The sequence below is a fragment of the Streptomyces sp. GLSS-08 genome, from assembly GCF_056387915.1.
In genome coordinates, this window is the sequence record NZ_JBWJAQ010000008.1 from 1 (window position 1) to 18,590 (window position 18,590).

An 18,590-nucleotide genomic window follows, 5' to 3' on the forward strand; every position below is an offset into this window, starting at 1 on the left:
GCAAGGGGCAGATCTTCGTCAAGGGCGAGGTCATCAAGACCGTTCCCGAGTCGAAGATCGTCGAGACCCTCATCGAAGAGGCGATGAAACTCGCCGAGCAGATGGAGGCCGACGGCATCGCCTCCGGCGCCCCCGCCGTCACGGGGACACCCGCGGTGACGGTGATCTGAAGCGGAAACGGACCGAGAGGGGGCCCGAGAGTGACCATTCTGGAGAGCATCCGGGGACCGCGCGACCTGAAGGCGCTGTCCGAGGCGCAGACCGGCGAACTGGCCACTGAGATACGCGAGTTCCTGGTGCAGGCGGTCGCGAGGACCGGGGGTCACCTCGGGCCCAACCTGGGCGTGGTGGAACTGTCCGTCGCGCTCCACCGGGTCTTCGAGTCGCCCGTCGACCGCATCCTGTGGGACACCGGCCATCAGAGCTATGTGCACAAGCTGCTCACCGGCCGCCAGGACTTCTCCAAGCTGCGCGGAAAGGGCGGCCTCTCCGGCTATCCGTCGCGCGAGGAGTCCGAGCACGACGTCATCGAGAACAGCCACGCGTCGACCGTGCTGGGCTGGGCGGACGGTCTCGCCAAGGCACGCGAGGTGCGGGGCGGGGACGGCCACGTCGTCGCGGTCATCGGGGACGGCGCGCTGACCGGCGGCATGGCGTGGGAGGCGCTGAACAACATCGCCGCCGCCAGGGACCGTCCGCTGATCATCGTCGTCAACGACAACGAGCGCTCGTACGCCCCGACCATCGGCGGCCTGGCCAACCACCTCGCGACCCTGCGGACGACAGACGGGTACGAGAAGGCGCTGGCCTGGGGGAAGGACGTACTGCTGCGGACGCCTGTCGTCGGGAACACCCTCTACGAGTCGCTGCACGGCGCGAAGAAGGGGTTCAAGGACGCGTTCGCGCCGCAGGGCATGTTCGAGGACCTTGGGCTCAAGTACGTCGGGCCGATCGACGGGCACGACATGGCTGCCGTCGAGTCGGCGCTGCGGCGCGCCAAGGGCTTTCACGGGCCGGTTCTCGTCCACTGCCTCACCGAGAAGGGCCGCGGCTTCGAACCCGCTCTCGCGCACGAGGAGGACCGTTTCCACACGGTCGGGGTGATGGACCCGCTCACCTGCGAGTCCCTCGCGCCTGCCAACGGGCCGTCCTGGACCTCGGTGTTCGGTGACGAGATCGTCCGCATCGGGGAGGAGCGCGAGGACGTCGTGGCGATCACGGCGGCCATGCTGCACCCGGTGGGGCTCGGCGAGTTCGCCGAGCGGTTCCCCGACCGGGTCTGGGACGTCGGGATCGCCGAGCAGCATGCCGCGGTGTCCGCGGCCGGGCTGGCCACGGGAGGCCTGCATCCCGTGGTCGCCGTCTACGCGACCTTCCTCAACCGGGCGTTCGACCAGTTGCTGATGGACGTCGCGCTGCACCGGTGCGGGGTGACCTTCGTACTGGACCGGGCGGGCGTCACCGGTGTGGACGGCGCCTCCCACAACGGCATGTGGGACATGTCCATCCTCCAGGTCGTGCCGGGGCTCAGGATCGCGGCGCCGCGCGACGCCGGCCAACTGCGGGCCCAGTTGCGCGAGGCGGTCGCCGTCGACGACGCCCCGACGCTCGTCCGCTTCCCCAAGGAGTCGGTCGGTCCGGCCGTCCCCGCGGTCGGCCGGGTCGGCGGCATGGACGTCCTGCACAGCGCCGAGCGGCCCGAGGTGCTTCTGGTCGCCGTCGGCGTGATGGCGCCGGTGTGCCTGAAGGCCGCCGAACTGCTGGAGGCCCGGCGGACCGGCTGCACCGTCGTCGACCCGCGCTGGGTCAAGCCGGTCGATCCCGCGCTGCCGGGCCTCGCCGCCCGGCACCGTCTCGTCGCCGTCGTGGAGGACAACAGCAGGGCGTCCGGGGTCGGCGGCGCCGTCGCCCTCGCCCTCGGTGACGCCGAAGTCGACGTACCCGTCAGGAGGTTCGGCATTCCGGAGCAGTTCCTCGCGCACGCCAAGCGCGGTGAGGTGCTCGCGGACATCGGCCTCACGCCCGTCGAGATCGCCGGACGGATCAGCGCCGGCCTGGCGGCGAAGGACCAGTTCGCCAAGGAGAAACAGGAATGACCATCCCCTCAGGGACGGCTCCCTCGGAGGAGCCCGTCACCGGGAGGCCCCTGCCCGGGGACTCCCCTTCCGCCAACTCCCCTTCCGGGGAGCCGCTTCCCGGTGCGCGTGAGTTCGATCTCGGCGAGCTCCTGGCCGAGCGCGGCGGCGAGCGCTACGAGCTGCACACCAAGCACCTCAACCACCAGCTCCCGCGCATGCTGCACACCATCGGCTTCGACAAGGTCTACGAGCGGGCCGAGGGGGCGCACTTCTGGGACGCGGACGGCAACGACTACCTGGACATGCTCGCCGGATTCGGCGTGATGGGCCTCGGCCGCCACCACCCCGTCGTCCGCAAGGCGCTGCACGACGTCCTCGACGCCTCACTCGCCGACCTCACCCGTTTCGACTGCCAGCCCCTGCCCGGACTGCTCGCGGAGAAGCTGCTCACCCACAGCCCGCACCTGGACCGGGTGTTCTTCGGCAACAGCGGGACGGAGGCCGTCGAGACCGCCCTCAAGTTCGCCCGGTACGCGACGGGAAGGCCGCGCGTCCTGTTCTGTTCGCACGCCTTCCACGGGCTGACCACCGGCTCGCTGTCCGTGAACGGCGAGAGCGGCTTCCGCGACGGCTTTGCGCCGCTGCTGCCCGACACGGCCGTCCCGCTCGGTGACCTGGACGCCCTGGCGCGGGAGTTGAAGAAGGGCGACGTCGCCGCCCTGATCGTCGAACCCATTCAGGGCAAGGGTGTGCTCGAGGCCCCGCCCGGCTATCTGCGCGCGGCCCAGGAGCTGCTGCGCGGGCACAAGGCGCTGCTCATCGCCGACGAGGTGCAGACCGGGCTCGGGCGGACCGGCGACTTCTACGCCTACCAGCACGAGGAGGGCGTGGAGCCGGACCTGGTCTGTGTGGCGAAGGCGCTGTCCGGCGGCTACGTGCCGGTCGGCGCGACGCTCGGCAGGGACTGGATCTTCAAGAAGGTCTACTCGTCGATGGACCGCGTTCTGGTGCACTCGGCGAGCTTCGGATCCAATGCCCAGGCCATGGCGGCCGGGCTCGCCGTGCTCTCCGTGCTGGAGAACGAGCAGGTGGTCGCCAACGCCCGGGCGACGGGCGAGCAGTTGAAGTCCCGGCTCACCGCGCTCATCGACAGGTACGAGCTGCTCAGTGACGTACGTGGCCGCGGCCTGATGATCGGCATCGAGTTCGGCCGGCCCCGGTCGCTCAAGCTGCGCAGCCGGTGGACGATGCTCCAGGCCGCGCGGAAGGGACTGTTCGCGCAGATGGTGGTCGTGCCGCTGCTGCAACGGCACCGCATCCTGACGCAGGTCTCCGGCGATCACCTGGAGGTGATCAAGCTGATTCCGCCGCTGATCATCGGGGAGCGCGAAGTGGACCGGTTCGTGGAGGCCTTCACCGCCGTCATGGACGACGCGCACAGCGGGGGCGGACTGATGTGGGACTTCGGGAAGACCCTGGTCAAGCAGGCGGTCGCGAACCGCTGACCCACTTCTTTTGCCTCCGAGGCAACAAACTTGCCTCGGAGGCAAGCGCTGCGGCTCAATGGACGGTATGAGCCCTGCCGAGGGTACGCACCCTCCCGGACCGGGGGACGACCTGCCCGCCGTCGCCCCGCAGCTGCGCGCACTGCGCCGCCGTGCCTCCCTGACCCTGGAGGCGGCGTCGCGCGCCGCCCATCTCTCGCCCGCCCATCTCTCGCGGCTGGAGACCGGGCAGCGCCAGCCCTCGCTGCCGATGCTGCTCGCGCTCGCCCGCGTCTACGGTACGACGGTCTCGGAGCTGCTCGGCGAGAGCGTCGCCGACCGGGACGCCGTGATGCGCGCCGCCGACCTGGAGCCCAGCACGGCGGGCGGCTGGACCTACTGGCAGGCGGGCGCCCCCGGCCGCGGCATGCAGGCACTGCGCGTGCACGTGCCCCACGGGGCGCAGGGCGACATCGTGCGCGTCCACCCCGGCGAGGAGTGGCTGTACGTCCTGAACGGCGGGCTGCGCCTGCGCCTCGGGGGCACCGCGCACGTCCTGGCGCCCGGGGACAGCGCGCACTTCGACTCGCTCACCCCGCACCGCCTGGCCGCCGCCGACCGCGCCGGGGCCGAGCTGCTCTTCGTCCACACACTGCTGCAGAGTCCCACCACCGCGCTGTGCCTCGGCGCGGTGACCGGCCACCCGACACCAGGAGAGACGTCATGACCGAACCCACGGAGCCCGGGTCCCGGCGGTCCATGGAGGAGAAGTTCCCGCGCGCGCTGTGGGTGCGGCTCATCATCTACGTGGCCGTGGGCCACCTGTTCGCGGCCTTCGTCTATCTGCTGTTCACACTGGGCGCGCAGAACCAGTAGCCGAAGGGGGGCGTCCCGGCTCGGCCGGCCGGCGGGAGGCCGGCCGTCAGGACCCCGGGCCGGGGACTCCTCAGTCGAGGAGCCGGTCGCGCAGCCGCTCCCGCAGTTCCGGGGTGACCCGCAGCCCCTGCTCCAGGTAGGCGTCGGTCCCGCCCCAGGTCGCCTCGATCGTCTCGAAGGCGGCCGTCAGATACTCGGCGCGGGCGTCGAAGAGCGGGCTGAGCAGCTCCATGACCTCGGGGGAGTAGGCGGAGGCCGCGGAGCTGCTGCGGTGGACCTTGTACCGGCGGTGCGCGGCGTTCGACTCCAGGTAGTCGGCGAGGATCGCGTCGCGCTCGACACCGACGGCGAGGAGGGTCACCGCTATCGACAGGCCGGCGCGGTCCTTGCCCGCCGCGCAGTGCATCAGGGCGGGCACACTGTCCTTGGCCAGCGCGTGCAGCACGCGCGAGTGCTCTGCGGTGCGCTCCCGGATGATCATGCGGTAGGAGCCGGTCATCCGGTCCGCCGCCTTGCCGTCGGCGAGGATCGCGCGCAGCTGCTCCAGGTCGCCGTCGCGGACCATCTTCCAGAACTCGGCGCCGTCCGCAGGATCGCTCAGCGGCAGATTCACGTTCCGCACGCCCGGCAGCTCGACGTCCGGGCCCTCCAGCCTCTGGTCCGCGGCGTTACGGAAGTCGAAGATCGTGTGGAGGCCGAGCGAGGCCAGGAACGCGGCGTCCTCCCGGGTCGCGTGCGCGAGGTGGCCGCTGCGGAACAACCGCCCGTACCGCACTCGCCGACCGTCCGTGGTGGGCAGGCCGCCCACGTCACGGAAGTTGCGCACACCGGCCAGCTCTGGCTCGGTCGACGGGATCTGCTGCGTCACGGGGGCTCCTCCCACTCGTCCGACGGCGCTGCTCGGCGTAGCTCACCGACCGGATGCGCTCTTGACGATACGACATGGGTTCCTGGGGCAATGAGTTGTCCACAGGCGGCGCATCCCTGGCGGAGTACCGCGACGCGCGACGACATGACCGAAGGTTGCCCGGGGCCGAAGCCGGTAAGACGTCGCGTGTAGGGCGCCGGGCCGTGCGGGGACCACCCGCACCGGAGGGTGGTGACCCAGGCAGATGGAGGAGTGACAGGTGAAGGGCTTCCGCGGATTCATCCTGCGCGGCAATGTGGTCGACCTGGCGGTCGGCATCGTCATCGGTGCGGCGTTCACCGCCGTGGTGAACGGCTTCGTCCGGGCCTTCCTGACCCCGCTGGTCGGTCTGGCGTCGGGGACCACCGGTGACCTCAGCCGCAAGACCTTCACGGTGGGCGGGACCGAATTCCCGTACGGGGCGTTCATCAACGCCGCCATCAGCTTCCTGCTCGTCGCGACCGCCCTGTACTTCCTCGTGGTGCTGCCCGTGAACAAGCTGCACCAGCGTTTCGCGCCGAGCCACGACGTGCAGGCACCCAAGCGCGAGTGCCCCGAATGCCTCAGCCCCGTGCCCACGGAGGCCCGCCGCTGCGCGTCCTGCACCAGTCCGCTGCCGGCGCTCCCGGCGCAGGTGACGGACCGGTCCGCGGCGGACGGCACCGTTCCGGTGGCGTCGGCGGACGGCACCGTACCGGCTCGTCAGGACCGGTGAGAACGTCGGCCTGTCGGGCGGGGCGGCACGCAGGCTGCCCCGCCCGGGACGCTCATGTCCGAGCTGCCACGCGGATGCCGGGCCGACGCCTGTTACGACTCGTCCCGGGCGGGAAGTCGCAGCCCATGAACGCATGGGCGGACCTTCGTGAAAAGGATCATCGGTTGACGCGGCGGGTCGCCGCGTGGCAGTCGGACTGTGCGCGGCGCGTGCTGCCGGCGGTGGAGGACGCCGCCCAGCACACCAAGCTGTGGTGGGGTGCCGCCGCCGTCATGTCCCTGGGCGGCTGGAGAGGCCGTCGGGCCGCTGTCGCGGGACTGGCGAGCATGGCTGTGGCGGAGCTGGTGTCCAACGCCGTGCTCAAGCAGGTGTTCGAGCGGGAGCGGCCGCCGAAGGAATGGATCTCGCACGAGGACGTGCACGAGCGGCCCGACTCCTCCTCGTTCCCCTCCGGGCACACCGCCGCGGGCGTGGGGTTCACGGCGGCGGTGGCGGCGGTGTGGCCCCTGGCGGGCGCCGTGTGTGCGGTTCCGGCCGCGATGGTGGCCACCGAACGGGTGCACACCGGCGCCCACTATCCGTCCGACGTCGCGGCCGGAGCGTTGATCGGCCTTGCCGCTGCCGCTCTGGTGCGCAAGAGCCCCCGGCTGGCGCTGCGTCTGCTGCGGTGAGCCCCGGGGAGCACCGCTCTCCACCGTGGCCGCCTCGGTGCGGGTGGCCGTCCGAGCCCTCGGCGGGCCGCGTCTCCACGAGCGGTCCGCCGTCGCCGTCCGTTTGTCCCGGCGGCCGCCGGACGGCGTGCGTCAGATGTCCCTCAAGGTACCGTCTGGACCTTCTGTCCTGTTTAGCCGCATCAGTCCAACTGGTAGGGAATAAGGGCCTCCTGGCGGGGTGGCGCGTGAGCAGCGTCATACCGGTGACAATGCGTCGTGAACCCGGTTTCTCAAGTCTGCGGGATTACCGGGCGATTGCCGACCCGGAAAGATCACTCGTCGACGGACAGTGACCGGCAATCCGGACATGGATCAAGAAATGGGTGTGCACAGAAAACCCACAAGCTTGTCGACGCCCTCTCATGTCGCCTACGTTCACCCTCACTCCGGACGGACGCCCAATCCTGCCGCCGCCCGGAATCCCGCACACTCACCCGTCCACGGCAGGAGCGGGGGACCCACAGGTACGACGCCTGTTCCGGTCTCCGGACAGGCTAGGGGTTGAGCCGCGCGCAACGCGGCCGGGCATCTCCAGCTCGCACCCGACAGCTCACCTCGCAGGCGCCGGAGAGGAATGCACCATGCCCGCGAAGGGTAAGCACCGCCGTCCCAAGTCCCTGCGCCTGACCCGCTCGATCGCCGTCGTCGGCACCGGTGGCGCCGCACTCGCCCTGCCGCTGATGGGAGCCGCGGGCGCCCACGCCGCGACTCCCGCGGCCGCCGTCTCCGCCGCTCCGGAGAAGGCCGCCGCCGCGCCGGCCGCCGCCCAGAAGGCCGCGACGAAGACCTACGCGGTGAAGGCCGGCGACTCCCTCGCGAAGATCGCCGACACGCAGCACGTCACCGGCGGCTGGAAGAAGCTCTACCAGGACAACCGCGCGGTCATCGGGGGCGACCCGGCGCTGATCCACCCGGGTCTGGAGCTGACGCTCGGCGGCAAGGCCGCGTCCCCCGCCGCCCCGTCGTCCGGCAAGACCACCCAGACGACGAAGACGCAGGCCGCTCCGGCCGCGGCCACCAGCAGCTCCGGCTACACCATGCCGGTCGCGGGCGCCACCGTCGGCACCGCCTACAAGACCGCGGGCAGCATGTGGTCCAGCGGCTATCACACCGGCGTCGACTTCGTGGTCCCGACCGGCACCTCCCTCAAGGCCGTCGGACCTGGCACCGTCGTCTCGGCCGGCTGGGGCGGCGCGTACGGCAACCAGGTCGTCATCCGGCACGCCGACGGCCTGTACTCCCAGTACGCCCACCTGTCCTCGTTGTCGGTCTCGGCCGGGCAGACCGTGACCGGCGGCCAGCAGATAGGCCTGTCCGGTGCGACCGGCAACGTCACCGGACCGCACCTGCACTTCGAGATCCGCACCACCCCGGACTACGGCTCGGACGTGGACCCCGTCGCGTACCTGCGCGCACACGGCGTCTCCGTCGGCTGACGCCCGCCCACTCCACCGGAGGCCGGACCCCGATCCCCGGGGTCCGGCCTCCGGCGTGCACGGCGTCGGCGACGGGAAGTGCGGAGCCCGTGCTTCCGGGCGTTGAGGCTCGTCAACCGCCCCTGCGCACCGCCTTATTCCGAGGTTGACCAACACTTGACGAGTGGCTTATCTCACCGACCGTCAACCCCTTCCTACGGTCGCGTAGCTCACATCGGAGGGGAATCATGGGCCGATGTGGCAGACGATTCGAAGAGTGACAACAGATCAGTGATCGGGTCGTACGTGGCGGTGGGGGACAGCTTCACCGAAGGCGTCGGCGATCCCGGTCCGGACGGGGCCTTCGTCGGCTGGGCCGACCGGTTCGCGGTACTGCTCGCCGACCGGCGCCCCGAGGGCGACTTCGGCTACACCAACCTCGCCGTACGCGGCAAACTGCTCGACCAGATCGTCGAGGGCCAGCTTCGGCAGGCCAAGGAACTGGCACCGGACCTCGTCTCCTTCTGCGCCGGCGGCAACGACATTCTCCGGCCGGGAACCGACCCCGACGAGGTCGCCGAGCGCTTCGAGCGCGCGGTCGCCGACCTCGCCTCGGCCGTCGGTACCGTCATGGTGACCACCGGGTTCGACACCCGCACCATGCCCGTGCTCAGGCATCTGCGCGGCAAGATCGCCACGTACAACGGGCATGTGCGGGCCATCGCCGACCGTTACGGCTGCCCGGTGCTGGACCTGTGGTCGCTCAAGACCATCCAGGACCGGCGCGCCTGGGACGGCGACCGTCTCCACCTGTCGCCCGAGGGACACACCCGGGTCGCCCTGCGGGCCGGCCAGGTCCTCGGCCTCGAGGTCCCGGCGGACCCGGACCAGCCCTGGCCCCCGCTGCCTCCGCGCGGCACCTTCGAGGTGCGCCGCGACAACATCCAGTGGGCGCGCGAGTACCTGGTGCCGTGGATCGGCCGCCGACTGCGCGGCCAGTCCTCCGGGGACCATGTGGCGGCCAAGGGCAGCCTGTCACCGGACGACATCAAGCTGCGGATCGCACCGGCGGTGTGAGGGGCCGGGCACAGGACCCGGGTGCGCGGGCGGTGCGCCCGGTACGGCGGCTGAGTGGGCGGCTCAGCCGGGCGGTGACGTCAAGGCCTCGCGCTCCAGGCCCAGTTCGCGGGCGAGGGCCTCGTCCGCCCATGCCCGGGTGCGCGCCCGCGACACCGCGCCGGGGTAGGCCGTCATCTGCACGGCGAGACCGTCCAGCAGGGCAGTGAGCCGCAGGGCCGCGTCCATGGCGTCCGGGCAGCGGAACTCCCCCGCGGCCACGCCCTCCGCGATCACCTCGGCGAGCGCGGCCTTCCACTGCCGGTCGAGGTGCTGAGTGACCTCGCGCAGCCCCGGCTCGCGCAGGGCCACCGCCCAGCCCTCGATCCACAGCCGCCAGCCCTTGGCCTGGCCGGTCGGCGCGTACCAGCGGACGGCCGCCCGCAGCCGCCGCAGCGCCGACGTGCGCCGGCCCAGCAGCTTGCGGAGCCGGGCGAGGTCGTCCTCGGCGGCGAACGCGAACGCCTCGGCGACCAGTTTCTCCTTCGTCGAGAAGTGGTAGAGCACCAGCGCGTTGCTCACCCCGAGCGCCGCAGCCACGTCCGCGATGCGCACGGCCGCGACACCGCGCTCCTCGATCTGTCCGATGGCCGCCCGCAGCATCTCCTCGCGCCGCTGGACCACACTCAACCGCACTCTCGCCACGCGGCAACCCTAATCGGTCGCGCAGCACACTCCGGACGCCCGGCCCGGCCTCGCCGCGAACGCCTGGGCTGCTCCGACTCCGACTCCGACTCCGCCCCGGCCCTGCTCGGGCGTGGGCGGGTGCCTCCGTCGCCGGAGCCGGTCCGTCACCGGAGCCGGTCCGTCACCGGAGCCGGACCGGCACCGGCATCCGTATCGCGACCGTCCTCCGCAGGGGCCGCCGCCCGTCACCGGTACCAGCCGAACCGTTCCGCGATCACCGGCAGCCGGTCGGCGGCTACGGCGTGCGCCGCCGCCCGGGGAGTCGTGCCGTCGGCCTCCGCACGTGCCAGCACGCGGTCGATCAGGACGCGCATCGCGCGACGGAGGTACGCGAACGCCTCGTCCGCGTCGGGACCGATGTCACCGAACAGTGTCCACCACCACCAGGCGTTGGTACCGGAGTTGACCACCACGTCCGGCAGGACCGTGATCCCGCGTGCGGCGAGCAGGTCCTCCGCCCCTGGCAGGACGGGCATGTTGGCGGCCTCCACGATCCAACGGGCCGTGATCGCGGCCTGGTTGACGGTGTCGACCGCGTACGAGACAGCGGCCGGCACCAGGACCTCGGCGTCGGTGAACAACCAGGCGTCGCCCGGCAGTTCACGGTCCCGGGGACGCAGCGCGCCGCGGTCGACCGTCCCGTACGCGTCCCGCGCGGCCAGCAGCGTCTCCACATCGAGCCCCCGGGGGTTGGCGATCGTGCCCTTTACGTCGGCGACGGCCACCACGATGAGCCCCGCGCGGGTGAGGAACCGCGCCGTCGCCCCGCCCATCGTGCCGAACCCCTGCAAGGCGACCCGAGTTCCCGCGTACGGCACCCCCGCCCGGTCCAGCACGGCGAGGACGGACTCGGCGACACCGCAGCCGCCGGCCAGCTCGTCGAGCCCGATGCCGTCCACCTCGACCGCGAAGGCGTCCGCGAGGCGACGGCGGGCCGCCGCCTCGTCGTCGAGCAGCGGATACACCGCCTGGACGGAGGAGACGAGCCCCGCCTCGGCCGCCGCCCGGTCGACCAGGTCCTGGGTCAGGCCGAGATCCTCCCCGGTGGCCCAGACGGTCTCGACATAGGGGCGCATGGCGCGCAGATACCGCACGAGCACGCCGTACGCGTCCGGATGCCGGGGGTCGCAGTCGATGCCGCCCTTGGCGCCGCCCAGGGGGATGTAGTGGCCCTCGGGGTTGTAGTGCAGGGCCTCTTTGACGGTCATGCCGCGGGCGAGCCCCGCGACCTCGTCCACCGTGCAGCCCTCCCGCATCCGCAGTCCGCCGCTGGAGACGCCCCGTACCAGCCGGTCGACGACGAGGTGGCCCGTGCGCCCGGTGACGTGGTCGGTCCAGGTCAGCCGGATGAGCGGGGCGTCGGCGAGGGCGGTCATGCGGGCTCCAGGGACGGCGATCGGCGGCTGGCCCGCCGGGACGGCCGGCCGGGCCGCGCCCCCGGTTCGGGATCCGCAGGGATGATATCCGCGTGACGGCATCTACTGAACGACGGGTCAGTCCGGGCCCGGGTGGGCGGGCGGACCGGGTGCTCCGGAGGGCGCGGGCCCGGCAGGGCGGCCCGGTGCCGGAGGTTCCCGGACACCTTGTCGTCACCCGGCCGATCCGGGCCTGTCGGAGGGGCGGACCATAATGGAATGTCAGACCGACTCCACCTGGAGGTTGCCGTGACCGGTTCCCGTCTCCCGAGCTCCGGGCTCCGCTCGTTGCGGCCCGCCGCCTTCGGCGCGGATCCGAGCGGCGAGCGCCTCGAGCGCATCCGCAGATCACCCCACTTCGCCGACGGCGTCTTCAAGAACCCGGAGAGCGCCCGGATCAGGCCCGACGGCTCCATGGTCGACTTCGCGAAGGTCTACTTCCGCCGCGACGAGCGCGTCCACCGCTTCCCGGCCGGGACGGTGCCGGTGCACCCCACGACGCTCGCGGACCTGGACAGGCCCGCCGTGAGCGGACTTCGGATCACCTGGATGGGGCACTCCAGCGTGCTGGCGGAGATCGACGGGCACCGGGTGCTCTTCGACCCGGTCTGGGGCGAGCGCTGCTCCCCGTTCCCCTTCGCCGGGCCCAGGCGGCTGCACCCCGTGCCCCTGCCCCTGGCCGCCCTCGGCCCGGTCGACGTCGTCGTCATCTCGCACGACCACTACGACCACCTCGACATGCCCAGCATCAAGGCCCTCGCCGGCACGGACACCGTGTTCGCGGTGCCGCTCGGCGTCGGCGCGCACCTGGAGCGCTGGGGCGTCTCGGCCGACCGCCTGCGCGAGCTGGACTGGAACGAGACGACGAAGGTGGGCGGTCTCTCCCTGACCGCCACCCCCGCACGTCACTTCTGCGGCCGCGGCCTGCGCAACGCCCAGCACACGCTCTGGGCCTCCTGGGCCGTCTCGGGCGACGAGCACCGGATCTACCACAGCGGGGACACCGGCTACTTCGAGGGCTTCCGGGACATCGGCGCCGGACACGGCCCGTTCGACCTGACGATGATCCAGGTCGGCGCGTACAGCGACTTCTGGCCGGACATCCACATGACACCCGAGGAGGGCATGCGAGCCCACCTGGATCTTCAGGGCGGCCGGCCGGCCGGCGTGATGATGCCGATCCACTGGGCGACGTTCAATCTCGCGACGCACCCGTGGGTGGAGCCGGGCGAGGGGACGATCGACGCGGGTCGTGCGGCGGGCGCGCGCATCGCCCTGCCGCGGGTCGGGGAACCGTTCGAGCCGACGGCCGCAACCGTCCCGTCCGAGCCCTGGTGGCGCGGGGTCGCCCGGGAGCCCGAAGGCGGCTGGAGCGAGCCCGCGGAGACCGCCACGACCACCGGCATCACCACCGCGACCACGCAGAGTGATCCTTCGACCAAGGCCGCGGAGGGCACCGGAGAGCCGGAGACCGTTCCTGCCGGGTGACCGCCCGGGACGAGACGCCGTACGCCGAGGGCCGGGGAGCGCATCGCTCCCCGGCCCTTCGCCGTTCGCTCTGGACCACTCCTGACCAGGTTCGATCGAGTCGGTGCTCGACGGGAACGTCTGTCCGAGGAACTGGTCGGCTTGTCGTGCGAACCCTCATACCAGAGCGGGACGGCTTCCGCGGGACTTTGTCAACTGCCCACCGCATCTCACGCGTTGCCGACTACTGTGAGTTGCCGTCGGGCGACGTGGCGTCGGTGTCTTCGGCCCCGCCGACCGGCACCGCGATGGCGCACGACCGAGTCGCGCAGACCCGCGGGGGCCCCGTGCCCCCGACGCACCAGTACGAGGACGCCGATGTCTCACCTCCGCGCACCGGCCGCCCGCGCAGACCGCCGTGAGGGCGGACGGCACGGGCGACCGGCCGCCCGTGCCACTCCGCCGCTGCCCGAGACCCACATACGGTCTCAGTTGCTGCGCCTGGCCGTCCTGCCCCCGACCGCCGTGGCCCTCAGTGCCTGCGCCGCCGTGCTGTTCATGCTCCGCACGGCCGGCGCCCGCCCCAGCCCTGGCCTGTGGGCCGTGCTCGCCGGAGCGGTCGGTGTGGCGCTCGCGGGGATCGTGATCGCCGCCGTCGCCGCCGACCGTGCCGCCAGGACCGTGGGCGACCGGGTCGGCGCCCTGCGCCGCACCACCGCCCGCGGCCAGGCCGACCTGCGCGCCCTCCTGGAGACCCTGCGCCGCGGCGAGCCGGCACCCGCGCGCAAGCCGCGCGGCGGGCCGCCCCCGGACGCCGACGAGTTCGAGCTGCTCGCCGCCGACCTGGTCCGCGCCCAGGACGGCGCCGCGACCGCGGTCGTCCAGGCCGCACAGCTCTCCAGCCACACGGGCAGCGAGCAGAAGGTCGAGGTCTTCGTCAATCTGGCCCGGCGCCTCCAGTCCCTCGTGCACCGGGAGATCTCCATCCTCGACGAGCTGGAGAACGAGATCGAGGACCCGGACCTGCTCAAGGGCCTCTTCCACGTCGACCACCTCGCCACCCGCATCCGGCGTCACGCCGAGAACCTCGCCGTGCTCGGCGGTGCCGTCTCGCGCCGCCAGTGGAGCAACCCCGTCACCACGACCGAGGTGCTGCGGTCCGCCATCGCCGAGGTCGAGCAGTACTCGCGGGTCAAGCTGGTGCCCCCGATCGACGGCACCCTGCGCGGACACGCGGTCGCCGACGTCATCCACCTCCTCGCCGAACTCGTCGAGAACGCCACCGTCTTCTCCGCCCCGCACACCCAGGTGCTGCTGCGCGCCAGTCTCGTCACCTCCGGGCTGGCCGTCGAGGTCGAGGACCGGGGCCTCGGCATGCCCATGGGCGAGCAGAACAAGATGAACGCCCTGCTCGCCGACCCCGACCAGGTCAATGTCGCCAGCCTGCTGCAGGACGGCCGCATCGGCCTCTTCGTGGTCTCGCAGCTGGCCCGGCGGCACGGCATCCACGTCCGGCTCCAGACCAACATCTACGGCGGTGTCCAGGCCGTACTCGTCGTGCCGCGGGCGCTGCTCGGGACGGGTCCGGAGACCACCGGGGCCATTCCCCGGACGCCGCCGCGGGAGGCCGTGGACCCGCCGCGAGCGGACGCCGGTCCCGAGCAGCCCGCCGTCACCGGGCCCGCGCCCGAGCCGTCGGCGCCCCGGCACGCCGCCTCCCCCTCCCTGCCGCGGCAGACGCGGGAGCCCCGTGAGCCGGAGCCGGCCGGCGGGGCTCCCGCGCCCGTCTCCCGCGGCGACGGCGGTCCGGCGCCGCTGCCGCTGCGGGGCGCCCGCCAGGAGCGGCCCACTCCGGCGGCGGCCGTGCCCGGCGTCCGCCCGGAGGACCGGCGGACGGTGGCGCAGAACGCGATCACGCCGCCCGTGCCGCGCAACGGCGCGGTGCGCGGCACCATGGGCAGGCCGCCCCAGCTGCCCCGCAGGCGGGCCCAGGACCACCTCGCCCCGCAGCTCCGCGCCGGCCCGGTGTCCACACCCCGCCCGGACGACGGGCAGCACGTCGGCCACGACCCCGGCCTGATGGCCGCGTTCCAGCGCGGGATCGGCCTCGCGGAGGCCGCCCAGCTGGAGCCGGACCACCCGCAGCCGGGTCACACGCGGCCGGACCACACGGGACCGGACCACGCGCAGTCGGGCCACACGGGACCGGGCCACATGGGGCCGGATCACTTCCCCCCGGAGCACATGGAGCCGGGCCACATGGGGCCGGACGCGCCGCACACAGCCGAAGCCCACTCCGTCCACGCGTCCGGGCGGCACGAAACGAGGGCAGCGCGCGAGATCGCGCCCGCGCCCGGCCCCGGTTTCACCACCCGGCACGACGGGAGCGCACCGGCCGGATGACCACCCCCACCCCCACCGCTCCCGCAGACCTTCGTATCCCAAGGAGTCGATCCACCATGGCGAGCGATGCGCCGACCGGCCAGGTATCCGATCTCGACTGGCTGATGAGCGGCCTCGTCCAGCGCGTACCGCACACCACGAGCGCGGTACTCCTGTCCTGCGACGGACTAGTGAGGTCGGTTCACGGCCTCGACACGGACAGTGCCGACCACATGGCGGCCCTGGCCTCCGGCCTGTACTCCCTCGGACGCAGCGCCGGACACCGCTTCGGCGAGGGCGGCGACGTACGCCAGGTCGTCGTCGAGCTCGACTCGACGCTGCTGTTCGTCTCCACCGCGGGCTCCGGCACCTGCCTCGCCGTACTCGCCGGACGCGAGACCGACGCGGCGGTGCTCGGCTACGAGATGGCGATGCTGGTCAAGAGTGTCCGGCCGTATCTCATGACCGCGCCCAGGCGGACCGCCGTCGAACCGTCGGCGATGAGGCCGTGAGGGTGGCCGCGGCCGGCGACGGGCCCTGGCTCGACGACGCGGCCGGACGGCTCGTGCGCCCCTACACGGTCAGCAACGGCCGGACCAGGCCGACGACCGAGCTCGACCTGCTCTCGCAGGTGATGACCACCGGGGCGACCCCCCTCGGATACCTCGGCCCCGAGCACACCCAGGCGCTCGAACTGTGCCGCGGGCCGCTCTCGGTCGCGGAGATCGCCGCGCATCTGAGGCTGCCGGTGGTGGTCACCAAGGTGCTGCTGTCCGACCTCGTCGACTGCGGGGCGCTGACCACGAAGCCCCCCGAGTTCCACCACCACCCCACTGACCGGTCTCTTCTGGAGGCAGTGCTCGATGGACTACGACGACAGCTCTGACCCGTTCCCCACCGCACTGAAGATCTTGGTGGCGGGCGGGTTCGGGGTCGGCAAGACGACGTTCGTCGGCGCGGTGAGCGAGATCGCGCCGCTCAGCACCGAGGAGCTGCTCACCACGGTCAGCGCCGCGACCGACAACCTCGACGGGATCGAGAACAAGGTCGAGACGACCGTGGCGATGGACTTCGGGCGCATCACCCTGGACCCGGAACACGTGCTCTACCTGTTCGGTACTCCCGGACAGGAGCGGTTCTGGTTCATGTGGGACGAGCTCTCCGAGGGCGCGCTCGGCGCGGTGATCCTCGCCGACACCCGCCGCCTGGAGGACTGCTTCGCCGCCGTCGACTTCTTCGAGCAGCGCGGTCTCGGATTCATCGTCGCGATCAACGAGTTCGACGGCTCGTACCGCTACGACCCCGACGAGGTGCGCGCGGCCATCGGCCTCGACCCGGAGATCCCCGTGCTGCGCTGCGACGCCCGGATCTCCAGCTCAGGTGTGCAGACCCTGCTCACGCTGGTACGCCATCTCCTCGCCCACGCGCCGACCCGCGCCCCGAGTCACGGAGCCCACACGTGAGCCCGGCCCCCGGGTCAGGGAGCCCGTCCATGAACCCACCCCCAGGTCGAGGAGTCCGCCCATGAGTTACGACCCGCCGCGTCCGGCAGGTCGTCTGCTGCTGACCCCGGAGGACAAGGACGCACCGGCGAGGGTGCGGCGGCTGCGTCTGCTGGGCCTGGGCGAGCGCGCCGAACCGGCCTTCGACGCCTTCGCGGACCGGCTCGCCGAGGTCGCCGCGGTGCCGTACTCCATGGTCAACTTCATTGACGAGAAACGGCAGTTCTTCGCCGGTCTGCACACGCCCGACGGGACCGGATCGGGCGCACGGCTGATCACCGCCGCGACCGCCGACGGCGGCACACGCCGGTTCGGCCGCCACCTGACTCGCGACTACGGCTTCTGTCCCCATGTGGTGGTCCGCCGCAAGGCACTGGTCCTGGAGGACGTCTGCGACTACCCGCGGTTCGCCGGCAACCCGGTCGTGGACGAGATCGGGATCCGCTCCTACCTGGGCGCTCCGCTCATCGACCGCACGGGGATCGCCCTCGGCACGGTCTGCGTCGTCGACGTCGAACCCCGCCCGTGGGGCAGGGCGGGCCTGGAGACCATCAAGTCGATGGCGTCGGACCTGGTCGCGCAGATCGCACTCCGGGAGAGCGACGGCAGCTGACTTGGCCGCCGGGGCGTGAAGCAAAGCTGCGGCGCCGCTTAAGAAAACCTCGATGGACCGGGACCGTCGTCGTACGGCAGATTCCTGGGGGATCTCACCCCTTTCCCCGGGTCCGGGCCACTTCGGCGTGCCCCGTCTCCGGGACCTCACCCACAGGAGCCGTAGCGTTGAAGGCGCTGGTCAAGGAGAAGGCGGAGCCGGGCCTCTGGCTCACGGACGTACCCGAGCCGTCCATCGGCCCCGGCGACGTACTGATCAAGGTCCTCAGGACCGGGATCTGCGGCACCGACCTGCACATCCGCAGCTGGGACGGCTGGGCGCAGCAGACGATCAGCACCCCGCTCGTCGTCGGCCACGAATTCGCCGGCGAGGTCGTCGAGACCGGCCGTGACGTCGCCGACATCAAGGTGGGCGACCGGGTCAGCGGCGAGGGCCACCTGGTCTGCGGCAAGTGCCGCAACTGCCTGGCCGGCCGGCGCCACCTGTGCCGGGCCACGGTGGGCCTCGGTGTCGGCCGCGACGGCGCGTTCGCCGAGTACGTGGCGCTGCCCGCGGCCAACGTGTGGGTGCACCGGGTGCCCGTGGACCTCGACATCGCCGCGATCTTCGACCCGTTCGGCAACGCGGTGCACACGGCGCTCTCCTTCCCGCTGGTCGGCGAGGACGTCCTGGTCACCGGCGCCGGACCGATCGGCCTGATGGCCGCGGCCGTGGCCCGCCACGCCGGCGCCCGCAACGTCGTCATCACCGACGTCAGCGAGGAGCGGCTGGAACTCGCCCGCAAGATCGGCGTCAGCCTCGCCCTGAACGTGGGCAGGGCGACCATCGCGGACGGGCAGCGCGCGCTCGGCCTGCGCGAGGGCTTCGACATCGGCCTGGAGATGTCGGGCCGCCCCGAGGCGATGCGCGACATGATCGCCAACATGACCCACGGCGGCCGGATCGCCATGCTCGGGCTGCCCGCCCAGGAGTTCCCGGTCGACTGGGCCCGGATCGTGACGTCCATGATCACGATCAAGGGAATCTACGGCCGGGAGATGTTCGAGACCTGGTACGCGATGTCGGTGCTGCTCGAAGGCGGCCTCGACCTCGCCCCCGTCATCACCGGCCGGTACGGCTACCGCGACTTCGAGGCGGCCTTCGCGGACGCGGCGAGCGGCCGCGGCGGCAAGGTCATCCTCGACTGGACCGCCTGATCCCGGGTCCGGCGCTTCGGCCCA

18 protein-coding genes, 1 pseudogene and 1 riboswitch are annotated in these 18,590 nt (G+C 72.1%); of the genes and pseudogenes, 16 read left to right on the plus strand and 3 right to left on the minus strand.

The genetic code is table 11. From position 1 onward, the window contains the following. The 5 genes and pseudogenes from AC0ZLC_RS15845 to AC0ZLC_RS15865 form a co-directional block, all read left to right on the plus strand. A pseudogene (locus tag AC0ZLC_RS15845) lies at positions 1-170 on the plus strand (flavodoxin-dependent (E)-4-hydroxy-3-methylbut-2-enyl-diphosphate synthase); the annotation flags it as partial. Positions 171-200: 30 nt separating this feature from the next. Further along, positions 201-2,096 (plus strand): 1-deoxy-D-xylulose-5-phosphate synthase, encoded by a 1,896-nt coding sequence (gene dxs, locus AC0ZLC_RS15850; protein WP_476752601.1) that lies wholly within the window; start codon positions 201-203, stop codon positions 2,094-2,096. Continuing rightward, complete coding sequence (locus tag AC0ZLC_RS15855) at positions 2,093-3,583, plus strand: aspartate aminotransferase family protein (RefSeq protein ID WP_476752602.1); 1,491 nt, start codon at positions 2,093-2,095, stop codon at positions 3,581-3,583. Before dxs ends, AC0ZLC_RS15855 begins: the two co-directional genes overlap by 4 nt. A gap of 67 nt (positions 3,584-3,650) precedes the next feature. Beyond that, positions 3,651-4,289 (plus strand): helix-turn-helix domain-containing protein, encoded by a 639-nt coding sequence (locus AC0ZLC_RS15860; RefSeq protein ID WP_476752603.1) that lies wholly within the window; start codon positions 3,651-3,653, stop codon positions 4,287-4,289. A gap of 32 nt (positions 4,290-4,321) precedes the next feature. Beyond that, a complete protein-coding gene (locus tag AC0ZLC_RS15865; RefSeq protein WP_081221928.1) occupies positions 4,322-4,438 on the plus strand; it encodes a DUF6126 family protein in 117 nt (38 codons plus the stop codon). A 70-nt stretch (positions 4,439-4,508) separates the two neighbouring features. Here the strand turns inward: AC0ZLC_RS15865 and AC0ZLC_RS15870 are convergent, their stop codons facing one another. Beyond that, positions 4,509-5,306: a tyrosine-protein phosphatase gene (locus AC0ZLC_RS15870; protein ID WP_476752604.1), complete on the minus strand. Its 798-nt coding sequence runs from the start codon at positions 5,304-5,306 to the stop codon at positions 4,509-4,511. 259 nt (positions 5,307-5,565) lie between these two features. Here AC0ZLC_RS15870 and mscL point away from each other — a divergent pair, with 259 nt between their 5' ends. The 4 genes from mscL (at position 5,566) to AC0ZLC_RS15890 (ending at position 9,265) form a co-directional block, all read left to right on the plus strand. Beyond that, positions 5,566-6,060 (plus strand): large conductance mechanosensitive channel protein MscL, encoded by a 495-nt coding sequence (mscL, locus tag AC0ZLC_RS15875; protein ID WP_476752605.1) that lies wholly within the window; start codon positions 5,566-5,568, stop codon positions 6,058-6,060. A 164-nt stretch (positions 6,061-6,224) separates the two neighbouring features. Further along, positions 6,225-6,731 carry a phosphatase PAP2 family protein gene (locus AC0ZLC_RS15880; protein ID WP_476752606.1) on the plus strand — a complete coding sequence of 169 codons (507 nt, stop codon included), beginning with the start codon at positions 6,225-6,227 and terminating at the stop codon, positions 6,729-6,731. A 463-nt stretch (positions 6,732-7,194) separates the two neighbouring features. Then, positions 7,195-7,352, plus strand: a riboswitch (cyclic di-AMP (ydaO/yuaA leader). 2 nt (positions 7,353-7,354) lie between these two features. Beyond that, positions 7,355-8,209 carry a M23 family metallopeptidase gene (locus tag AC0ZLC_RS15885; protein ID WP_476752607.1) on the plus strand — a complete coding sequence of 285 codons (855 nt, stop codon included), beginning with the start codon at positions 7,355-7,357 and terminating at the stop codon, positions 8,207-8,209. A 270-nt stretch (positions 8,210-8,479) separates the two neighbouring features. After that, entirely contained in the window at positions 8,480-9,265 is a 786-nt protein-coding gene (locus tag AC0ZLC_RS15890; protein WP_358851948.1) for an SGNH/GDSL hydrolase family protein, read from the plus strand. Positions 9,266-9,328: 63 nt separating this feature from the next. Here AC0ZLC_RS15890 and AC0ZLC_RS15895 read toward each other — a convergent pair whose 3' ends face one another. Together AC0ZLC_RS15895 and AC0ZLC_RS15900 are read right to left on the minus strand one after the other, a co-directional pair. After that, positions 9,329-9,949, minus strand: a complete 621-nt coding sequence (locus AC0ZLC_RS15895) for a TetR/AcrR family transcriptional regulator (protein WP_476752608.1) — start codon at positions 9,947-9,949, stop codon at positions 9,329-9,331. A gap of 227 nt (positions 9,950-10,176) precedes the next feature. Further along, positions 10,177-11,367: a Glu/Leu/Phe/Val dehydrogenase dimerization domain-containing protein gene (locus AC0ZLC_RS15900; protein WP_476752609.1), complete on the minus strand. Its 1,191-nt coding sequence runs from the start codon at positions 11,365-11,367 to the stop codon at positions 10,177-10,179. A 258-nt stretch (positions 11,368-11,625) separates the two neighbouring features. On the opposite strand from AC0ZLC_RS15900, the gene AC0ZLC_RS15905 reads away from it, so the two are divergent. The 7 genes from AC0ZLC_RS15905 (at position 11,626) to tdh (ending at position 18,566) form a co-directional block, all read left to right on the plus strand. Next, positions 11,626-12,894 (plus strand): MBL fold metallo-hydrolase, encoded by a 1,269-nt coding sequence (locus AC0ZLC_RS15905; protein ID WP_476752610.1) that lies wholly within the window; start codon positions 11,626-11,628, stop codon positions 12,892-12,894. 357 nt (positions 12,895-13,251) lie between these two features. Continuing rightward, entirely contained in the window at positions 13,252-15,276 is a 2,025-nt protein-coding gene (locus AC0ZLC_RS15910) for a sensor histidine kinase (protein WP_476752611.1), read from the plus strand. Between the two features lie 56 nt (positions 15,277-15,332). Next, positions 15,333-15,767 (plus strand): roadblock/LC7 domain-containing protein, encoded by a 435-nt coding sequence (locus tag AC0ZLC_RS15915; RefSeq protein WP_476752612.1) that lies wholly within the window; start codon positions 15,333-15,335, stop codon positions 15,765-15,767. A gap of 2 nt (positions 15,768-15,769) precedes the next feature. Further along, a complete protein-coding gene (locus AC0ZLC_RS15920) occupies positions 15,770-16,141 on the plus strand; it encodes a DUF742 domain-containing protein (RefSeq protein ID WP_476752881.1) in 372 nt (123 codons plus the stop codon). Then, positions 16,119-16,718, plus strand: coding sequence for a GTP-binding protein (locus tag AC0ZLC_RS15925; RefSeq protein ID WP_476752613.1), 600 nt, complete (start codon positions 16,119-16,121; stop codon positions 16,716-16,718). Before AC0ZLC_RS15920 ends, AC0ZLC_RS15925 begins: the two co-directional genes overlap by 23 nt. Before the next feature lie 61 nt (positions 16,719-16,779). Continuing rightward, positions 16,780-17,370 carry a GAF domain-containing protein gene (locus AC0ZLC_RS15930; protein ID WP_476752614.1) on the plus strand — a complete coding sequence of 197 codons (591 nt, stop codon included), beginning with the start codon at positions 16,780-16,782 and terminating at the stop codon, positions 17,368-17,370. Positions 17,371-17,537: 167 nt separating this feature from the next. Further along, entirely contained in the window at positions 17,538-18,566 is a 1,029-nt protein-coding gene (gene tdh, locus AC0ZLC_RS15935) for an L-threonine 3-dehydrogenase (RefSeq protein ID WP_476752615.1), read from the plus strand. Positions 18,567-18,590 lie beyond the last annotated feature (24 nt).